This window comes from Sediminibacillus albus (assembly GCF_900101125.1).
In the GTDB taxonomy this organism is placed as follows: Bacteria; Bacillota; Bacilli; order Bacillales; family Amphibacillaceae; genus Sediminibacillus; species Sediminibacillus albus.
On the sequence record NZ_FNFL01000001.1, the window covers coordinates 57212 to 76063 of the forward strand.

General features: G+C 41.3%; 21 protein-coding genes and 1 pseudogene. 17 read left to right on the forward strand and 5 right to left on the reverse strand.

Annotated features, from left to right (window positions below; translation table 11 throughout):
• Window positions 1–25 precede the first annotated feature (25 nt).
• The 3 genes from rnz to BLR93_RS00305 are packed head-to-tail and all read right to left on the reverse strand — an operon-like array spanning window position 26 to window position 2765.
• Entirely contained in the window at window positions 26–949 is a 924-nt protein-coding gene (rnz, locus tag BLR93_RS00295) for a ribonuclease Z (protein WP_093210285.1), read from the reverse strand.
• 15 nt (window positions 950–964) lie between these two features.
• On the reverse strand, window positions 965–1984 hold the full coding sequence (gene namA / locus BLR93_RS00300) for an NADPH dehydrogenase NamA (protein WP_093210286.1): 1020 nt from the start codon (window positions 1982–1984) through the stop codon (window positions 965–967).
• Window positions 1985–2006: 22 nt separating this feature from the next.
• Window positions 2007–2765 carry a glycerophosphodiester phosphodiesterase gene (locus BLR93_RS00305; RefSeq protein ID WP_342720192.1) on the reverse strand — a complete coding sequence of 253 codons (759 nt, stop codon included), beginning with the start codon at window positions 2763–2765 and terminating at the stop codon, window positions 2007–2009.
• A gap of 73 nt (window positions 2766–2838) precedes the next feature.
• Here BLR93_RS00305 and BLR93_RS00310 point away from each other — a divergent pair, with 73 nt between their 5' ends.
• The 5 genes from BLR93_RS00310 (at window position 2839) to BLR93_RS00330 (ending at window position 7006) form a co-directional block, all read left to right on the forward strand.
• Complete coding sequence (locus BLR93_RS00310; RefSeq protein WP_093210288.1) at window positions 2839–4461, forward strand: M20/M25/M40 family metallo-hydrolase; 1623 nt, start codon at window positions 2839–2841, stop codon at window positions 4459–4461.
• A 173-nt stretch (window positions 4462–4634) separates the two neighbouring features.
• On the forward strand, window positions 4635–5600 hold the full coding sequence (locus BLR93_RS00315) for an MBL fold metallo-hydrolase (RefSeq protein WP_093210289.1): 966 nt from the start codon (window positions 4635–4637) through the stop codon (window positions 5598–5600).
• Between the two features lie 5 nt (window positions 5601–5605).
• A complete protein-coding gene (locus BLR93_RS00320) occupies window positions 5606–6397 on the forward strand; it encodes an SDR family NAD(P)-dependent oxidoreductase (RefSeq protein ID WP_093210290.1) in 792 nt (263 codons plus the stop codon).
• A 52-nt stretch (window positions 6398–6449) separates the two neighbouring features.
• Window positions 6450–6779, forward strand: a complete 330-nt coding sequence (locus BLR93_RS00325) for an iron-sulfur cluster biosynthesis family protein (RefSeq protein ID WP_093210291.1) — start codon at window positions 6450–6452, stop codon at window positions 6777–6779.
• Window positions 6776–7006: a YqkE family protein gene (locus tag BLR93_RS00330; protein WP_093210292.1), complete on the forward strand. Its 231-nt coding sequence runs from the start codon at window positions 6776–6778 to the stop codon at window positions 7004–7006. Before BLR93_RS00325 ends, BLR93_RS00330 begins: the two co-directional genes overlap by 4 nt.
• A 144-nt stretch (window positions 7007–7150) precedes the next feature.
• On the opposite strand, the gene BLR93_RS00335 is transcribed toward BLR93_RS00330, so the two are convergent.
• Entirely contained in the window at window positions 7151–8071 is a 921-nt protein-coding gene (locus BLR93_RS00335; RefSeq protein ID WP_093210293.1) for an aldo/keto reductase, read from the reverse strand.
• Between the two features lie 133 nt (window positions 8072–8204).
• Between BLR93_RS00335 and BLR93_RS00340 the strand changes: the two genes are divergently transcribed.
• The 9 genes from BLR93_RS00340 to BLR93_RS00380 all read left to right on the forward strand — a co-directional run bounded on the left by BLR93_RS00340 (window position 8205) and on the right by BLR93_RS00380 (window position 15910).
• Complete coding sequence (locus BLR93_RS00340; RefSeq protein ID WP_093210294.1) at window positions 8205–8750, forward strand: NUDIX hydrolase; 546 nt, start codon at window positions 8205–8207, stop codon at window positions 8748–8750.
• 7 nt (window positions 8751–8757) lie between these two features.
• Entirely contained in the window at window positions 8758–9918 is a 1161-nt protein-coding gene (locus tag BLR93_RS00345) for an endonuclease Q family protein (protein WP_093212247.1), read from the forward strand.
• Window positions 9919–10005: 87 nt separating this feature from the next.
• The gene (gene spoIIM, locus BLR93_RS00350; RefSeq protein WP_093210295.1) at window positions 10006–10644 is read left to right on the forward strand and encodes a stage II sporulation protein M; all 639 of its coding nucleotides are present in this window, start codon (window positions 10006–10008) and stop codon (window positions 10642–10644) included.
• 109 nt (window positions 10645–10753) lie between these two features.
• On the forward strand, window positions 10754–11218 hold the full coding sequence (gene fur / locus BLR93_RS00355; protein ID WP_093210296.1) for a ferric iron uptake transcriptional regulator: 465 nt from the start codon (window positions 10754–10756) through the stop codon (window positions 11216–11218).
• 132 nt (window positions 11219–11350) lie between these two features.
• Window positions 11351–11569, forward strand: a complete 219-nt coding sequence (locus tag BLR93_RS00360) for a YqzK family protein (protein WP_093210297.1) — start codon at window positions 11351–11353, stop codon at window positions 11567–11569.
• Between the two features lie 8 nt (window positions 11570–11577).
• Entirely contained in the window at window positions 11578–12465 is an 888-nt protein-coding gene (gene xerD / locus BLR93_RS00365; protein ID WP_093210298.1) for a site-specific tyrosine recombinase XerD, read from the forward strand.
• A 107-nt stretch (window positions 12466–12572) separates the two neighbouring features.
• A complete protein-coding gene (deoB, locus tag BLR93_RS00370) occupies window positions 12573–13754 on the forward strand; it encodes a phosphopentomutase (RefSeq protein ID WP_093210299.1) in 1182 nt (393 codons plus the stop codon).
• Window positions 13755–13767: 13 nt separating this feature from the next.
• On the forward strand, window positions 13768–14586 hold the full coding sequence (locus BLR93_RS00375) for a purine-nucleoside phosphorylase (RefSeq protein ID WP_093210300.1): 819 nt from the start codon (window positions 13768–13770) through the stop codon (window positions 14584–14586).
• Between the two features lie 22 nt (window positions 14587–14608).
• Window positions 14609–15910 carry a pyrimidine-nucleoside phosphorylase gene (locus tag BLR93_RS00380; protein ID WP_093210301.1) on the forward strand — a complete coding sequence of 434 codons (1302 nt, stop codon included), beginning with the start codon at window positions 14609–14611 and terminating at the stop codon, window positions 15908–15910.
• Between the two features lie 208 nt (window positions 15911–16118).
• On the opposite strand, the pseudogene BLR93_RS18200 reads toward BLR93_RS00380, so the two are convergent.
• Window positions 16119–16353, reverse strand: a pseudogene (locus tag BLR93_RS18200) (IS5/IS1182 family transposase); the annotation flags it as partial.
• 402 nt (window positions 16354–16755) lie between these two features.
• Between BLR93_RS18200 and BLR93_RS00385 the strand changes: the two are divergent.
• The 3 genes from BLR93_RS00385 to spoIIAB all read left to right on the forward strand — a co-directional run bounded on the left by BLR93_RS00385 (window position 16756) and on the right by spoIIAB (window position 18842).
• Window positions 16756–17946, forward strand: coding sequence for a D-alanyl-D-alanine carboxypeptidase family protein (locus BLR93_RS00385; protein ID WP_093210302.1), 1191 nt, complete (start codon window positions 16756–16758; stop codon window positions 17944–17946).
• 105 nt (window positions 17947–18051) lie between these two features.
• Window positions 18052–18402, forward strand: coding sequence for an anti-sigma F factor antagonist (gene spoIIAA, locus BLR93_RS00390; RefSeq protein ID WP_093210303.1), 351 nt, complete (start codon window positions 18052–18054; stop codon window positions 18400–18402).
• The gene (gene spoIIAB / locus BLR93_RS00395; RefSeq protein WP_093210304.1) at window positions 18402–18842 is read left to right on the forward strand and encodes an anti-sigma F factor; all 441 of its coding nucleotides are present in this window, start codon (window positions 18402–18404) and stop codon (window positions 18840–18842) included. Before spoIIAA ends, spoIIAB begins: the two co-directional genes overlap by 1 nt.
• Window positions 18843–18852: the final 10 nt, after the last annotated feature.

The window sequence follows — 18852 nt, forward strand, 5'->3', positions numbered from 1 at the left end:
TGATAGGCTCCTGTCCCCGGGGAGCCTATTTTGATGGTATTTCTATTTGGCAAAAATCATGTGCCAATTCAGTGTTTGGAAATATTTCTCTTGCCTGGTCGAGTAATTTTTGCTGTTGTTCCCCTTGATAACGGGAGGAGATATGGGTCATTATTAATTTCTTAACTCCAGCCTGTTTTGCCAGGGATGCAGCTTGGCGGGTAGTGGAGTGGTAGTAATCATATGCCAATTGTTGATCTTCTCCGTCAAAAGTAGCTTCATGAATCAGGACGTCAGAATCTGCGGTGAATTCACTGAGCTGCGGCATATAACGGGAATCACCGAGGATAGTTACCACTCTTCCTGGCTTATCAGGGCCCATAAAGTCCGTACGTTTGATGACTTTTCCATTGTCTAAGGTCACCGTACTATTTTCTTTGATTTGCTTGTAGATAGGTCCAGGTAATATCCCTGCCTCTTTGAGTTTTTCCGGCTGCAGCTCTCCTTGTCGTGTTTTTTCGACGATACGGTAGCCAAAACTGTCAATGCCGTGATCTAATTTTTTGGCGTAAGCTTGCGTATGTTCATTTTCAAAAATTAAACCTTCTGTGACTTCTTCAATAAGTAAAGGATAAGAGAGACTTGTTTTGCTTACTCGCAGACTTGTTTCAATATATTCTTTTAATCCTGCCGGGCCGTAAATAGTGACGGGCAGCTCCCCGCTTTGAAAGGAACGGCTGCTTAGTAATCCAGGGAGACCATAAATATGGTCTCCGTGCAGGTGGGTGATAAAAATTTTTTCGATTTTCCTCGGTTTGATCGTTGTGTGCAGGATTTGATGCTGGGTAGCTTCCCCGCAGTCAAATAACCAAATGGTTTGCTGTTCCTGCAGCATTTGCAATGCAATAGAAGAGACATTTCTTTCTTTAGACGGCAAGCCTGCTCCCGTCCCTAAAAACAGTAAGTCCATATCGAACCTCCTAATCTACATCCAGCCGCGTTGGTACTGTTTTGGTGCTTCTAGCTGACAGCCTAACTCGTCTGCTGCTGACTTGGCCCAATACGGGTTTCTTAACAAGGCTCTCGCAAGAAAAATTAAATCTGCTCGTTGATTTTGCAGTATTTCTTCAGCTTGAATGCCATTAGTAATTAGTCCGACAGCACCAGTAGCTATTCCTGCCTTGTGTTTGATAGCTTCACTTTGGGGAACCTGATAACCTGGGTATGCGGAAATTCCTGCTGGCACCACACCACCGGAACTGCAGTCAATCAGGTCAATTCCCTGCAGCTTCATTTGGCTTGCAAAATAGACGAAGTCTTCTAAAGTGTTCCCGCCTTCGGCATATTCCTCAGCCGAAATCCGCACAAAAATCGGGCCATCCCATTCTGTCTGGACTGCTCTAATAATTTCAGAAAGCAAGCGATACCTATTTTCTTTAGCTCCGCCATATTGATCTGTTCTTTTATTCGTTAAAGGCGATAAAAATTGATTAATCAAATAGCCATGGGCACCGTGAAGTTCAATAATGTCAAAGCCAGCCTGTTTTGCTCTTCGAGCGCCTAGTTTGAACGCTTCTATTGTTTCAGCGATGTCTTCTGCAGTCATCTCGATCGGTTTCCGGTACCTTTCATTAAAGGCAAGGGCACTAGCGCTGTATATTTTTGCTTCATCTTCCGCTTTTCTGCCGGCGTGGGCAAGCTGAATACTGCTTTTTGCTCCATGCGCATGGACCCTGGAACTGATCGTTTTCAAGCCTTCTACTTGTTCATCACTCCAGATACCGAGATCCTTGGAGGAAATTCTTCCTTCTGGTTGGACGGCGGTTGCTTCTACCATGACTAAACCGGCCTGTCCAGCTGCCCTTGACTCATAGTGGGCAATGTGAAAAGGCTGAATGGTCCCATCCTCAGGCTCACAAGAATACATACACATAGGGGACATGACTATCCTGTTTTTTAAAGTGACATTTCTAAACGTTATTGGTGTAAACAGCTTTGCTGACATGTTCCGTTACCTCCAGATTGTTTTAGTAAGAGTGATTTCCTCCGGTAAATAATTGGCGTTGATCGATTGCAATATCGGGCACGTCAGTGAAGATAGCATCAGCTTTAAGTTGATAGCACTTCTTCATTAGGCTGACACGGTTGATCGTATAAACACGTAACGCCATATCTTTTTCGAAGCATTGTTCGACGATGGCGCTGTTTAGCAATCGATGTTTGATGTGTAAAGCATGCGCACCAAGTCCAGCGGCATAATCTACCAAGCCTTTTATTCTCTGTGATGTTAACAGAGCGGTGGCTATTTTTCTATCGATGTGCTTGAAGCGTTCGATGCTGGCAGGATTAAAACTGGAAATGGTCGTCCGCCGTGCGAGCTTATATTTTATTAATAGCTGATAGACCTTCTTCTCCAAGTCTGAATAATCAATGACGTTGTTTTTTAATTCAATATTCAAATCTATATTTTTTCCTTCAGCCCAAGCCAGAAATTCTTCCAGTGAAATAATCGGCGTATTTTCAAACTTTTCCGAAAACCAGGACCCGGCATCTAGATTTTGCAGCTGTTCATATGTATAATCTTGTACAAAGCCAATGGCATTAGTAGTGCGGCGGACTGTTTCATCGTGGATTAAAACAGGTATTCCGTCTTTAGATAATTGTACATCTGTTTCAATGCCTTCCGCTCCCATCTCGTAGGCAAGCTGAAAGGCTGGCATTGTATTTTCCGGGGCTAGTTTACTAGCACCTCGGTGAGCGTAGACGAGCGTTTTCAAAGATTCCACCTCTTCATCGAAAGTATGGTTAAATTGTGTGTTATTTTGTTAGAAAAGTCAATTTACAAGGGAGGATTGAATCATGCAAGAATGGCAGACGAAGGACCAGCTGACAGATTTACTTTGCTCGCTGGTCAGGTATCCCAGTATCAGTGGCAGTGAAGATGAGCTGGCGCTCGCTGAATACTTATATTTCCTATTGAAAAAGAAAGAATACTATAAGCAACATCCTGATTATATTAGTCTTCACCCGTTAAAAGACGGTCGACAGTTATTAACCTCACTCGTCAAACAAGGGGAGGAAGAGGATACGGTCATCCTGCTCAGCCATTTTGATGTAGTCGGTATAGAGGACTATGGATCTTTAAAAAATCTTGCCTTCCATCCTCGTGAATTAACTGCAGAAATGCATAAACGTCAGCAGGAACTCCCTGAATTGGTTCGTAAGGATCTTGATTCTGATGGAGAGTGGCTCTTTGGTAGGGGAGCAATGGATATGAAATCAGGTCTTGCTGTTCATCTTTCCATGCTGGAAAAGGCGATGGAAGGTGAGTTTAATGGGAATATCCTGCTTTTGACTGTACCAGATGAAGAAGTTAATTCTTTGGGAATGCTTACCGCACTTCCAGTTCTAGAAAAGATTAAAAAACAGTTTAATCTGACGTTTCGCGCTTGCCTCAACGGTGAGCCAATGTTCAGCAAATATCCAGGAGATAAAAATCATTATCTATATACTGGATCAATAGGGAAAGTACTGCCTGGATTTTTATGCTATGGGAAAGAAACGCACGTGGGAGAACCTTTTGCCGGATTGAATGCAAATTTAATGATTAGTTTTCTATCGAAAGAATTGGAGCTAAGTGAATCTTTCGTAGAAAAGGTCGGCGAAGAAATCACTCCGCCGCCAGTCAGTTTAATGCAGCGTGATTTGAAGGAAGAATACTCTGTTCAAACACCGGTATCTGCAGTTTCCATGTATAATGTCCATTATCTTAAGCAATCGATCGATTCGATTAACCGAAAATTATTTCAGGCAGCTGAAAAAGCGGCTACAGCAATCGAGCAGCATTATGACGAAAAAGTTGATCAATTTTCCCGGTTATCTTCCGACTTTGTTAAGCCGGAATTCCACGTAAATGTTTATATGTACGATGAATTATACAATATGGCTGTGGACCAATTTGGAAAAGAAGAAGTTGAGCGCAGACAGAATTTATTAATGAAGAAACGGGATACCGGAGACCGCGATTTTTCTACATTATTAGTACAAGAACTGGCAGCTTTATGTAAAGACTTAGCGCCAATGATCGTATTATTTTACAGCCCGCCTTTTTATCCATCTGTATCTTCCCATCACGATCAGTATATAGCAGATGCTGCTGCAAGGGTGAAAAAGTATGCAGGGCAACAGTTTGGATTATCATTGCAAGATATTGAATACTTTCCAGGACTTTCTGATTTAAGTTATATTGGTCCAGTTTCATCGGACAGCAGTATGAAACCATTGACAAGAAATATGCCGCTTCAAAATAAAGGATTTGAGCTTCCGGAAGATGTAATGGAACAAATTACAATGCCGATACTTAATGTAGGGCCTTTAGGAAAAGATCCTCATCAATGGACGGAACGGTTAGAGTTAATATACAGTTTTGAGTATCTTCCAACGTTAGTGAGCGAAGCTATCGAATCCTTACTGAAAAAATAATAAACAAAGCACCCTTTCCTCAGCAGGAGGAAAGGGTGCTTTGTTTTGGGCAGATTATATTTAAACATTCACACATCCAAACCAGGACAAGTGGAATAAAACATGACTTTCCCGGGAGGAAGGAGTACAATAGAAATAATGAATAACCATTCATTATTTGAGGAGGTATAAAAATGACTGTCACAGCAATTAAACAGCTGACTGTTCCTACTCCATTTGCGGTAGGTGATGCACATATTTATTTATTGGAAGGCGAAACACTTTCCCTGATAGATGCTGGTGTAAAAACGAAGGAAGCATGGCAAGCTTTAAAAGCTGGTTTAAAAGAAATTGGCTACTATCCAAATGATATAGAGCAAGTCATATTGACCCATCACCATCCGGATCATAATGGCCTGATTGAAGAATTCCCTAGACTGAAGGCGGTATATGGGCATCCGCTAAACGATGTCTGGTTAAAAAGAGATGAAAGCTACTTTCAGCGATATGAACAGTTTTTTGCAGATTTATATGAAAGATCGGGCGTTCCTGAATCCTATAAAAAGTTTTTAAAAGGCTTGCGGGAGCCTCTTCGTTTTGCAGGAGCAGGAGCGCTAACCGGTAAGCTGTTGGAAGGAGATGGGTTGCCAGGGCATGAGGAGTTTACCGTCATAGAAACACCAGGTCATGCTCAGAGTCATTTGTCTTTTTATCGAAAATTAGATGGTGCTTTTATTGGTGGAGATCATTTGCTTGCGCATATTTCTTCTAATCCATTACTGGAACCCCCGATAAATCCCGGAGAAGAGCGTCCAAAACCGCTTCTGCAGTACCGGGACGCCTTGTTGAAATGTTTAGATTTGGAAATACATAACGTGTATCCTGGTCATGGGCCAATCTTTCAGGAGGTGCCTGACTTGATTGCTAGCCGGTTGGAAAAACAGAAGCAGCGGGCTGAAAAAGTAAAAGAGATTCTCCACGGTAAAAAGGAAAAGACGGTTTTTCAAGTGTGTGAACATTTATTCCCAAGGCATATAGATAAGGAATTCGGCTTAACCATGTCCGAAACAATCGGTCAGCTTGATTTTTTACAGGAACATAATAAAATTGTAATGAGTAATCAAAATGGAGTATGGGAAATCCGGGCAAGAATTGAGTGATATATATGGAAAAATTGAAGGGAAAGAAAATTTTAGTCACCGGCGCATCTGGCGGGTTGGGCGCAAGTATCGCCTGGCATATTGCCAAACAGGGGGGCACGCCGATATTGGTGGCGCGTTCAAAGGATAAAATCGAAAGATTATCGAAGGAAATCTCTCATCATTTTTCAATAAAACCGCCAGCCTATCCTGCTGATTTAACCGACTTAGAGCAATGGGAGGACATTTTAGGTATAATTATTAAAGATAATCAGCCAATTGAAGGGCTTGTCAATAATGCAGGCATCGGCGTTTTTGATTATGTCCATGAAGCCAGTTGGGAAGACTTTGATAACATGTTCCAACTGAACGTTTATGCCTTGGTAAAAACGGTTTATCAACTGCTTCCTCATTTTCTTGATAATAATAAAGGCCATATCATCAATATAGCCTCTCAGGCCGGAAAAATAGCGACGCCTAAATCATCGGGCTACAGCGCGAGCAAACATGCTGTTATCGGTTTTTCCAATGCATTACGGATGGAATTGGCAGGCAAAGGAATATTGGTAACGACCGTGAATCCAGGACCAATCAGGACCGGTTTTTTTGATAGGGCGGATCCTTCCGGCAATTATCAACGGTCTGTTGAGAGGTATATGCTTGACGCGGATAATGTGGCAAGAACAGTAGTCAAGCACATGTTTAAAAGAAAGAGGGAAATCAACTTACCGTTATGGATGGATACAGGCAGTCGGCTTTATCAGCTGTTTCCTGGATGGTTTGAAAGTATAATGAAGAAGCAATTTAGTAAGAAGTAACACTTCATAATTTATTCAGGTAAGAAAGCATTATAAAGTAGGAGGTTTTCCTTTGCATCTAGCGATAACAGACACAGCTTTGCAAAAGATATATGAATTAATGACTGAAAAGGAATACTATTTACAGCTCTTTTATGATACAGAAGGCTGCTGTGGAGTAAATGGTGTTCCAACCCTCCGTCTTTCAGCTGACACGTGGCCGGATTATGTAAAAGTCCACAATAAACACATGGATGTTGTTATCCATCCGCAGCAAGCGGCCTTTTTTGAAAAGGAGATGACCTTGGACTTTAGGAACCATACTTTTCGGTTATCAAGCCCTCAAGGAATTTTAAATGGATTTATTTCACCAAACGACCTGTTAAAAGGAGATGTACCATGAGCAGCTCGAGAAAAAATAAGGATGATGGAAGTTCACTGAAGGATCGATTGGATGCAGAATTATTAACTCAATTAACTTCAAAGAAACACCAGTTGAAAAATGAGCAACAGCAAAAACAAGAATTAGAAAGACAAAAGAAAATAGAGGCGAGAAAGCAAAGGGAAGCAAATAAAAGCTTTGAAGAGCTCCTTCAGGAAAGTAATATGGATTGGAAAAAGTTCAAATAGCAGCAGCTAGTGCGCATTTTCTATATTGGTCTGTGGGGATCGGGCTGTCGAGCAAACCTCGACAGTCCCTTTTTCTTTGGAGATTTAATAAACTTGTAGAAAACCGGGGTTCTCTACAAGTTTAAAGCAAAAGGGTGTTTATTTTTACCGATGTTTCTCATAAATAACTGGTTTAGTAATTTTCTGCAGTTCCTTATAATCTTCAGCTGTCAATGGAGCAGCATGTGAAACATGCAAGTTTTCTACCAGCTGCTCGACGGAACTGGCGCCAAACACGGCGGATGCAAGGGCGGGGTGTTGGAGTACATATTGTAAAGCCAAAGCTGTTCTGCTTCTCGTATCACCTGTGTATAATTTTAACTGCCCGCCGATTCTTTCCAATTCTTCTTTTGAGTAATTGAGGTAGCCTTGATCGCCCTTCTGTTTCACTTTGGTTTCTGCCTGGTCGCTTAGCATTCCTTTCGCCATAGGCCCACGGGCAAGTACGCTAATATTATTTTCATGTAATAGATCGAGCATTTCTTCTTCCGGCCGTCTGTCTAACAGGCTGTATTGCATCATGACACTGACAATATTGGACCGTTTAATATATTCCTTGATTACATTCGGTCTGATGGAGGAGATTCCATAGCAGCGAATCAACCCTTCTGTTTTTAGTTCCTCAAATGCTTCGATGGTTTCCTCTATTGGGTCATCAATTGTGCCGCCGTGCAGCTGGTATAAATCAATATAATCTGTACCCAGCCTGCGCAGGCTATCTTTTACTTCTTCCTTTATGTAGGATTTCGAAGGATCCCAGAACCACTCTCCGGTTTGCTTATTAAAATGATTACCAACTTTTGTGGCCAGGATAACCTGATCTCTTTTTCCTTTCAATGCCTTGCCGACAATTTCTTCATTAGCTCCAAAGTCATACAGGTCAGCTGTGTCCAAATAATTAATACCTGCGTCAAGTGCGCGATCGATAATGTTTTTAGCCTTCTCCTCATTCGTTCCTAAGGACATGCAGCCCAGCCCTAACTCCGATACATATAACTCGGAAGTGCCAATTTGGCGTTTGTTCATAATAATCATCCTCCTGACAGTTTGATTCTATTTTAATGAACGAGAATCAAGGATTACAAATAAGAAGATTCGTACAGGATAGGTATGTTAAAATATTTATGCTTTATCAGTTAAATAAGCAGGAGGAGTTTAAATGAGTAAGTTTGAAGAACGGACAATTACCTCAAAACATATATTCGAAGGAAAGGTAGTCAACTTACAGGTGGATGAAGTCGAACTTCCCGATGGAAAGAGGTCAAAGCGGGAAATTATTAAACACCCTGGAGCAGTGGCAATTATTCCGGTTACTAAAGAAAATAAAATAGTATTTGTCAAGCAATATAGGAAGCCGCTTGAAAAAAGTCTAATTGAAATACCGGCAGGTAAGCTGGAACCAGGTGAAGTACCGGAGGTAACGGCCAAAAGGGAACTGGAAGAAGAAACTGGTTATACAACGGATAATCTTACTTTCTTGACTTCGTTCTATACTTCTCCGGGCTTTGCCGACGAAATTATTCACTTGTATGTAACGAAGGATATAGTACCCCTACAGGAGCTAGTCGACGGGGATGAAGATGAGTTTGTGGAGATAATGGAATTGTCGCTGGAAGAAGCAGAACAATTGGTGAAAGAACAGCGTATCCATGATGCAAAAACCGCTTATGCTATTTTATATTTAAAACTGCAGGGATTGAACTAACGTGGCATTGAACCGTTTTTTTGCTGATTTGCACATTCATATCGGCAGAGATATGTACAACCAGCCAGTCAAAATAACTGGGGCTCGAACACTTACTTTATCGAATATTCTAGTAGAAGCTAGCAGAAATAAAGGTATTGATATGGTAGGAGTCATTGACAGCCACGTTCCCGCAGTGCAAGCAGAGATAGAAGAATTAATTGCTGATTTCGGAGCAAAAGAGCTGACACAGGGTGGAATACAGTACGAAAAAACGACATTAATCCTCGGCTCGGAAATAGAGGTGTACGATCAGTATTGCCAGGGGCCGATTCATGTGCTGTGTTTTTTCCCGTCTTTATCAAAAATGAAGCAGTTCACACATTGGCTCCAGGACAAGATGACGAATATTCATTTAAGCTCTCAGCGATACTATGGTTCAGGCAAGGATTTGCAATATAAAGTAAAAGAGTTAGAAGGCTTGTTTATTCCAGCGCATGTGTTTACGCCCTTTAAGAGCCTTTATGGAAAAGGAGTAACCAGGTCCTTACAAGAAGTGCTTGACCCTGATCTGATAGATGGGATAGAACTGGGTTTAAGTGCCGATACCATGATGGCAGATCAAATCAGCGAGCTGCACAATTATACGTTTCTCACTAATTCAGATGCCCATTCCCTTGCTAAAATCGGCAGGGAATATCAACAAATAGCGATGGAGAACCCCTCCTTCAGGGAGTTGAATTGGGCGCTGCACAGAATAGATGGAAGGGGGTTCACAGCCAATTTTGGGATGAACCCACTGCTGGGGAAGTATCATAACACCGTTTGTTCAGAATGCTTGAATCCTGCCCAAGCAGATAATCGCTGTAGCTCCTGCGGGAATAGGAAATGGATCAAAGGCGTAAAGGAACGAATAAATGAACTTAAAGATAACAATAAGCAAGTTGCCAGGCCGCCATATGTCCATCAAGTACCTTTAGAATATTTGCCCACCCTTGGTCCTAAAACATTACAGAGACTCCTGGATGCTTTTGGCACAGAAATGGATATTTTACATCGGGCTACAAGGAAAGAGTTAGAGCAAGTAGTTTCTAAAAAACTGGCGAATGCTATCCTATTAATGCGTAAAGGGAAACTACCAGCCGTGCCTGGCGGTGGTGGAAAATATGGCCGTATTTCCCTGCCTTAAACGTTCCTATTGTTGGTCTAATTAATAAAACCCTCTCATAGATTTGAAGTATAACCAATACTTCTAACTAGATGATGGGGGATTCGCATGTATAAAAACCGTAGTCTGATTGCAAGCCATATGAAGGATCATGCTGTTATCTACTTTTTTATGGTAGTTCTCTTCTTGATCGGTATAATCTTTGGGGCTATTATTGTAAACAGCATGAATTTCATTCAGAAAGAGGATTTGTTTTTTTATCTCGACCGTTTTTTCGGGCAGATGATGGAAGGGTCAATCGCATCCAGTAATGAAGTATTAAAAGCGAGTATTTTTTACCATCTAAAGTATCTGCTTTTGCTTTTTATTCTTGGATTGTCTGTTATTGGCCTGCCAATCATATGGGTGATGTTATTTGTTAAAGGATTGGTTGTCGGCTTTTCTGTCGGATTTTTCGTAAACCAAATGGGCTGGAAGGGACTTTTGTTCGCAACAGCTTCGATTGCTCCACAAAATTTGCTGATCATACCAGCTTATTTAATTGCGGGGAGTTTAGCGATGATTTTTTCATTGACACTTTTGCGAAAAATTTTCACAAGAAAGCTACAGCAGCCGATATTGCAGCCGTTTGTCAAGTATAACTTGTGTTTTATGGTTATCATGCTGTTTGTATCAGCTGCAGCTGTCATTGAGTCCTTCATTTCCAAACCGGCGATGAAGTTAGTTATTGATTGGATTTATAAATAATTAATATCTCATTATAATAATTATAAATAACTGTTTATAATTATTATAATTTGACACTGGTTCCATGTCTGCTTATAATGAAATTGGTATTATGAGGGAGGGATGGGACTTGGAACATCGAATTGACCGCATAAAAAAGCTGCTCCATGCGCAGAGTTATAAATTGACTCCTCAACGAGAGGCAACTGTCCGTGTCCTATTGGAGCGGGAAGAAGACCATTTAAGTGCTGAAGATGTTTATCTGTTAGTCAAAGAAAAAGCGCCGGAAATTGGTTTGGCAACTGTTTATCGTACATTAGAATTGTTATCAGAATTGAAAATTGTTGATAAGATAAATTTCGGTGATGGTGTTTCTCGATATGATTTAAGAAAAGAGGGAGCAGCGCATTTTCATCACCACCTCGTCTGTATGGAATGTGGGTCTGTAGAAGAAATAGAAGAAGATTTACTAGAGGATGTAGAGAAAATTGTCCAAAATGACTGGGGTTTTAAAGTAAAAGATCATCGACTGACATTTCATGGAGTCTGTCAGAAATGCCAGCTTGACGCTGCCCAAAAAGTACAAACTTCTTAAAGGGACTCTTGTTTATAAAAAACTTTCAATGGTTATGATAATCTGTTAATCTAAACTTGAAGTATATTTTAATGATTTTTTGGCATATCTTTATTAGTAGAAAACTTTTCATTCTATTGAGGAGATATGTCTATGAAGCCTGCAATTTCATTAATAAGAGATGCTTTGAAGATTTTCGTCATTTTTACAGTATGTACGCTGTTGTTTTACTTTGGTTTGAGAGCTATGCACGCAGAATACCAGGATTACCATAGGTATGATCCGCCAGAGGGCAGGGCTGTAAAAGTATTTAAAAATGACGAGCAAGAATGGATAGAGCGGTTGTCGATATTTTTTAGACTAGGGGAGTAGAACCTACCATGAAGGACGAACTAAATGACTTTTTCCATTACTTAACGGTGGAACGCGGGTTATCTGATAATACCCTCCAGTCTTACCGGAGGGATTTGAAGCATTACCATTTGTTTCTTACGGACAACCTTCAAGTTGAAACATGGGAGATAGTGGATCGGACACATATTATGCAATACCTATACGAGCTGAAGGATAGTGGTAAATCGTCGGCCACTTTGGCACGCGCGCTTTCTTCCGTAAGATTGTTCCATCAGTTTCTTGTCAGAGAATGCGGTATTACCAAAGATGCAAGTTTACATATTGAAACACCAAAGAAAGAACGGAAACTGCCAAAGGTTTTGTCCTCAGACGAAGTAGAAGTCCTGCTGAATATCCCTGAAACAAATGCTTTATCAATAAGGAATAAAGCAATGCTTGAAATGTTGTATGCTACAGGATTACGGGTTACCGAGTTAATTTCACTGAAGGTGAGCGACCTCCACTTAACCATGGGTTTTGTCCGTTGTTTTGGAAAAGGCTCAAAGGAAAGAATTGTGCCATTGGGGAATGTTGCCAAAGATACAGTCGAGAATTATATAGAAAACGCCCGCGGAGCTTTGCTTAACCGTAAGAATACAGATGCATTGTTTCTAAATCATCACGGCAGCCAGTTGACGAGGCAGGGATTTTGGAAAGTGTTGAAAGCGATTGCTAAAGAAGCGGGCATAAAAAAGGAGATTACTCCCCATACACTACGGCATTCCTTTGCAACACACTTACTGGAAAATGGCGCTGATCTCAGGGCTGTACAAGAAATGCTTGGACATGCGGATATTTCGACAACTCAAGTATATACCCATGTGACAAAAGCAAGATTGAAAGATATATATAAAGCTTATCATCCGCGAGCTTGACCGGAGGGGAATTTTTTCGCAAGAAGAGGTCTGACATCCTACAACGTGATGATTCGGGCATAATTCGTTTCGCTTTAGGGAAAGTAACAATATTAGGAGGGATTGCTGTGAAGGAATTTAACAGAGTTTTTTTAATAGTAATGGATTCAGTCGGTATCGGAGAAGCCCCGGATGCAGAGAAGTTTAATGACAAAGGGGCAGATACCTTAGGCCATATCGCAGAACATATGAACGGTCTTCATATGCCTCATATGGGAGCATTAGGGCTAAGTAATATTAGAGAAATTAAAGGTATAGAGAAATCTAATAAACCGAAAGCGCACTATACAAAAATGCAGGAAGCGTCAAATGGAAAAGACACGATGACTGGCCATTGGGAAATCATGGGCTTAAATATCCAGCAGCCGTTTCAAACCTTTCCAGATGGTTTTCCAGAAGAATTACTGAACCAGTTAGAAGTGGAAACAGGCAGAAAAATCATTGGTAACAAGCCAGCATCTGGGACAGAAATCATTAAAGAACTTGGTGAGGAACATATGAATACCGGTTCCTTAATTGTTTATACTTCAGCAGATTCTGTCTTACAAATAGCTGCACATGAGGAAATTATTCCTATTGAGGAGCAGTACCGTATTTGTGAGATAGCACGTGAACTGACTTTAGATGAAAAATACATGGTCGGCCGAGTAATTGCCCGTCCATTTGTTGGGAAGCCGGGTGCATTTGAACGAACCTCCAACCGCCATGACTATGCGCTGAAGCCTTTTGGCAGAACAGTGATGAATGAAATGAAAGACAGCGGATACGATGTAATCGCGCTTGGTAAGATTTCGGATATTTATGATGGGGAAGGGGTCACCGAAGCAGTCCGGACAATTGATAATGATGATGGCATGACGAAGCTGTCTGAATCAATGGATAAAGATTTTCACGGTTTGAGCTTTTTGAATTTAGTCGATTTTGATGCTAAGTATGGCCATCGCCGTGATCCGCAAGGTTATGGACAAGCATTGGAGAGCTATGACAGGCGTTTGCCAGAAGTCCTGGAAAAGTTAAAGAAAGATGATTTACTGATTATAACAGCTGATCATGGAAACGATCCTGTCCATCACGGTACAGACCATACAAGGGAATTCGTTCCGCTGCTTGCTTACCACCAAGACATTGATCAAGGCAGTCAATTAGAATTAAGAGAAACATTTGCTGACATAGGAGCAACGATTGCAGATAACTTTAATATTAAAATGCCGTCAAACGGCAAAAGCTTTCTAAAAGATATTACAAAATAGGGGGATACAAAGAATGAATAGTAAGCAAATTCAAGAATCAGCAGCATTTATTCAGTCAAAACTACAAGCAGAGCCGGAGATTGGATTGATTCTCGGTTCAGGACTGGGGGTACTGGCAGATGAAATAGAAAACCCGGTGGCCATTTCTTATAAGGATATTCCCCATTTTCCGGAATCGACTGTCTCAGGTCATAAAGGACAACTGGTTGCCGGCCAGCTGGAAGGAAAGCAGGTTATCGCGATGCAGGGGCGCTTTCACTTTTATGAAGGATACAGTATGGAGCAGGTCACATTTCCGGTTCGTGTAATGAAAAAACTTGGAATTAGCAGATTATTTGTTACAAATGCTGCTGGCGGTATCAATGAGAATTTCCAACCAGGAAACTTGATGCTCATAAACGATCATATTAATAATATGGGGACAAATCCGTTGATCGGCCCTAATGAAGAGGAGCTAGGACCTCGTTTTCCAGATATGTCCCAGGCTTACAATAAGGAATTGTTAAAACATGCCAAACAGTGCGCCGATACGCTTGATCTATCTATCCAGCAAGGAGTGTATGTAGGAAATACGGGACCTACATATGAAACAGGAGCTGAAATAAGAATGCTGCGCACTTTAGGCGGCGATGCAGTAGGAATGTCAACGGTCCCTGAAGTAATTGTTGCCAGCCATATGGGAATTCAGGTACTAGGTATTTCTTGCATCTCGAATATGGCTGCAGGAATTCTTGATCAACCGTTGTCACATGATGAAGTTATCGAGACAACAGAACGTGTACGCCAGGATTTCTTGAGCTTTGTCAAAGAGATTGTAAAAACTTTACCATAATGAGGGGCAAAGGTGATATGCTATGAGAATGGTTGATGTGATATTAAGAAAGCGGAACGGAAGCGAGTTAACTTCAGAAGAAATTGATTATTTTATTGAAGGTTATACCAATGGTTCCATTCCGGATTATCAGGCTTCGGCTTTAATGATGGCTATTTATTTCAAGGGAATGACTGAAAAAGAAACCGCTCGATTGACTAAGGCAATGGCTGAATCAGGAGAAACTATTGATTTATCAGGGATAGAAGGTCATATCGTAGATAAACACTCGACTGGCGGTGTCGGTGATAAAATCACTTTTATTACTGGTCCGTTGGTTGCATCTGCGGGAGTTCCAGTTGCTAAAATGTCCGGAAGAGGACTGGGCCACACGGGTGGTACGCTTGATAAGCTTGAGTCTGTCAGTGGATTTCATATCGAGATGTCAAAAGAAGAATTTATTGAAAATGTCAATAAAAATAAACTTTCTGTTGCAGGACAAACCGGGAACCTGGCACCTGCCGACAAGAAGCTATATGCATTGCGAGATGTCACAGCTACAGTGGATTCTATCCCGTTAATAGCTGGATCGATTATGAGTAAGAAACTTGCCTCTGGGGCAGACAGCATTGTATTAGATGTTAAGACTGGAACAGGGGCTTTCATGAAAACGCTGGAGGAATCGAGAAATTTAGCGGAGGAAATGGTCAATATTGGCAAAAATCTAGGGCGTAATACAATTGCTGTGATAAGTGATATGAATCAGCCGCTCGGATATGAAGTAGGAAACGCTAATGAAATAAGAGAAGCTGTTGAAGTGCTGCAAGGAAAAAGAATTGCTGATTTGCGGGATCTCGGGCTCGAATTAGCCTCCCATATGACCGTTCTTGCTGGCATCTATTCTTCCTACGAGGAGGCATACCGCGGTTTAGAGAAAAATCTCGATAATGGCAAGGCTTTTGAGGCATTCCGTACATTTATCGGAGCTCAAGGCGGCGATACCGCTATGATAGACGATTTGTCAAAACTTCCATCTGCGCCTAATCATATTGAAGTAACGGCTGATACGGATGGATTTGTTGCAGAGATTGATGCAGAATCCATCGGAGTAGCTGCTATGTACTTAGGGGCAGGAAGAGCTACCAAGGATGATAAAATCAACCATGCGGTTGGCATTACATTGAACAAGAAGATTGGCGATTCGGTTAAAGCTGGTGAACCATTAGCGATTCTTCATAGTGAGCAATCAGAGCCGAATGATTCGATAAAAAAAGTGAAAGAAGCTTACCGTGTTTCTTCGGAACAAGCACCAAAAAAACAATTAATATATGAAGTAATCAAGTAAAATATGGTCCGGTATAAAGCGAGGGCACTGAAAAACGGAAGCTCTATGATAGGTAGAATTTTAAAAAAGCGGTCTGTGTGGGATTTAAATTCCATACAGACCGCTTTTCGTCTAACTTCAAGAGGTTTGTGCCTCTATTCCTTCATTGGTTTAACGATCCGTTTCACATGTGCCGTGAAAATCGCCATCGCCCCCTTGAATGCACATGCCTTCGAGACCTTACTAACTCAGGTAATTGCTTACTGTCGTTTTTTGCTCTAGTAGCCACTGTGGCCGCCGTAATGATACGTTCCGGCGACATGCCAAGGTGTGTCTTATATCCAAAGAAAGCAGAGTCAGCTGATTTATGCCAAACGGGCATCAGGATTTTGGGATTCTTGTAACTCCAGTTGGTCATCTGTAATCGTCTCTTTAAGTAAGTTCAAGGGCTCTTTGATTTTGGGATAAAGACGAGCTTTGGTTCCTTTTCCATTGACTTCAAGAAGACGTTCCGAATGATATTGTTTGCCGGTGGATGCTTGCCGCGGGCACGGCCTCAGCTAACTTGGTCAAAAAGATCGCCTGACCAAGTGGATCTTCGGCTCGTGCTCTTCCCGCAGGCGTCACCACCGACCGCCCATCGCGGAAGCAACAGAGGCCGAATTAAAAGGTGAATCTATGAAGCAAATGTTTCCTGAGAAACCAACTGAAGATACGCTTGAAGCTGAGCTGGCATGGAGTCGACAACAACCTTTGACGGTCCCTTTAGCTTTTTCAGTGGCATCGTATAAAGCCGAATCATTTTTTTGTTATAAAAAATTCAGTACATGGAAAAAATAGCAATAATAACACATGGAGGTATTGCTATGAAAAAAATTATCTTAACCCTTGTTTTTCTGTTGGCTTTCTTTTCCATCGTACCAAGCATGACAATTGCAGAGGAAGAGTCAAACAACAAAGATACTGCAGAGGACCAATTGAATCTGGCAGAAAACTCGCAATCAGCAATATTGCTGGAAAGAGATACTGGACAAATTTTATATCAGAAAGATTCGCATAAGCAATTGCCGCCGGCAAGTATGACGAAAATCATGACATTGATTTTGATCATGGAAGCATTAGATGAAGGTAAACTAAAGCTTGATGAAAAAGTTAGGGTTAGTGAATATGCTGCCTCAATGGGCGGGTCGCAAATATTCCTGGAAGCAGGGGAAGAAATGGCTGTTAAGGATTTATTAATGGGGGTGGCCGTCGCATCAGGCAATGATGCCAGTGTAGCTTTAGCTGAAAGAATTGCCGGAAGCGAACAGGCTTTTGTAAAAATGATGAATGACAAAGCCAGCAGCTTAGGTTTGGAAAACACGCGCTTTCAAAACACGACTGGACTGCCAGCCGAAGGGCATTTCAGTACTGCTTACGATATGGGAGCAATGGCAAAAGAATTGTTGAAGCACGAAGAGATTACCGAATATACAAGCATCTATGATGGCTATTTAAGAGAAGGGACAGAGGATGAGTTCTGGTTGGTAAATACAAACAAACTGGTTAAATTTTATCCCGGGGTCGATGGTTTAAAAACGGGCTATACTTCTGAAGCCAAATACTGTCTAACTGCTACTGCAAAGAAAAAGGATATGAGAGTGATTGCTGTAGTCTTAGGGGCAGATACAACTAAGGCAAGAAATAGTGATGTTACACAAATGCTCGATTATGCATTTAACCATTATGATACAAAACTATTATTTAAAAGTGACCAGCCAGTATCTAAACTAAAGTTACTGAAAGCTGCAAAAGAAACAATTGATGTAGTAACCGAAGAACCAATCTCAGTTGTATATAAGAAAGGGCAAAAGCTTGATGAAGTGGTGACCAAAGTAGAAATGAAAGAGGACATAAAACTCCCGCTTAAAACAGGCGATAAGGTTGGTAAACTCGAAGTTATCCAGGGGGGTAAAGTGTTATCAGAAACTCCGCTTGTCGTCAAGGAAGATATAGATAATGCCGGTTATTGGAAGCTTTTCAAAAGAACTTTTCATGAGATGTTGAAAAAAGCATGATAATAAGTGGTTTCAGCGAATTACCACTTCTTTTGTCGTCTTGCAGGAATTAAGCAGGCCCGTAAAGAAAAGGTTCACTACAGTAACAGTAAGGAGGAATCAGTAGTGGGTCTAAACGTCCAATTCACAACCAAAGAGAATGTTTTATTGGTTCGTCTCTCGGGAGAACTTGATCACCATGCATCTGAACAATTAAAGAAGGAATGGCAGCTGGCAATCAAAGAACACGGAGTGAAACACGTAATCTTAAACTTGGAAGATTTAAGTTTTATGGACAGTTCAGGGCTTGGTGTGTTTCTAGGAAGGTATAAGGAAATAATGCAGCTAGGCGGGGAAATGGTCGTCTGTTCGATTTCTCCGGCGGTCAAAAGATTATTTGACATGTCGGGGCTTTTCAAAATCATTCGACTGGAAGAAAGTGAAGAATATGCCTTGCTTCGCTTGGGGGTGGCCTAATGAAAAATAAAATGAATCTTGATTTCTCAAGTGTCAGCTCGAATGAGGCCTTTGCCAGAGTGGCTGTCGCCTCTTTTGTCACACAGCTGGACCCTACTATGGATGAATTGACGGAGTTGAAAACAGTGGTCTCAGAAGCTGTTACCAACTCGATTATCCACGGGTATGATAATCAGCCTGATCAAACGATATACATTTCGTGTACATTGGAAGAAGATGCAATTGAATTAATCATCAAAGACGAAGGAGTAGGTATTGCAGATATCGATGAAGCCGTTCAGCCTCTATATACATCTAAGCCGGAATTGGAAAGGTCTGGCATGGGTTTTACTATAATGGAAAACTTCATGGATAAAGTAGACGTAGTTTCCCATCCTGGCGAAGGTACCATGGTTAAATTGTATAAACAATTAAAGAAAAGTAAAACCTTGTGCAACTAAGGGGATGCCT

Coding starts and splice junctions, on each gene's coding strand:
- BLR93_RS00320 (WP_093210290.1), top strand. CDS start 5,606: ATGGAAAAATTGAAGGGAAAGAAAATTTTAGTCACCGGCGCATCTGGC.
- BLR93_RS00360 (WP_093210297.1), top strand. CDS start 11,351: ATGAAGCCTGCAATTTCATTAATAAGAGATGCTTTGAAGATTTTCGTC.
- rnz (WP_093210285.1), bottom strand. CDS start 949: ATGGACTTACTGTTTTTAGGGACGGGAGCAGGCTTGCCGTCTAAAGAA.
- spoIIM (WP_093210295.1), top strand. CDS start 10,006: ATGTATAAAAACCGTAGTCTGATTGCAAGCCATATGAAGGATCATGCT.
- BLR93_RS00310 (WP_093210288.1), top strand. CDS start 2,839: ATGCAAGAATGGCAGACGAAGGACCAGCTGACAGATTTACTTTGCTCG.
- BLR93_RS00385 (WP_093210302.1), top strand. CDS start 16,756: ATGAAAAAAATTATCTTAACCCTTGTTTTTCTGTTGGCTTTCTTTTCC.
- BLR93_RS00375 (WP_093210300.1), top strand. CDS start 13,768: ATGAATAGTAAGCAAATTCAAGAATCAGCAGCATTTATTCAGTCAAAA.
- namA (WP_093210286.1), bottom strand. CDS start 1,984: ATGTCAGCAAAGCTGTTTACACCAATAACGTTTAGAAATGTCACTTTA.
- BLR93_RS00330 (WP_093210292.1), top strand. CDS start 6,776: ATGAGCAGCTCGAGAAAAAATAAGGATGATGGAAGTTCACTGAAGGAT.
- BLR93_RS00380 (WP_093210301.1), top strand. CDS start 14,609: ATGAGAATGGTTGATGTGATATTAAGAAAGCGGAACGGAAGCGAGTTA.
- xerD (WP_093210298.1), top strand. CDS start 11,578: ATGAAGGACGAACTAAATGACTTTTTCCATTACTTAACGGTGGAACGC.
- spoIIAB (WP_093210304.1), top strand. CDS start 18,402: ATGAAAAATAAAATGAATCTTGATTTCTCAAGTGTCAGCTCGAATGAG.
- BLR93_RS00335 (WP_093210293.1), bottom strand. CDS start 8,071: ATGAACAAACGCCAAATTGGCACTTCCGAGTTATATGTATCGGAGTTA.
- BLR93_RS00340 (WP_093210294.1), top strand. CDS start 8,205: ATGAGTAAGTTTGAAGAACGGACAATTACCTCAAAACATATATTCGAA.
- BLR93_RS00315 (WP_093210289.1), top strand. CDS start 4,635: ATGACTGTCACAGCAATTAAACAGCTGACTGTTCCTACTCCATTTGCG.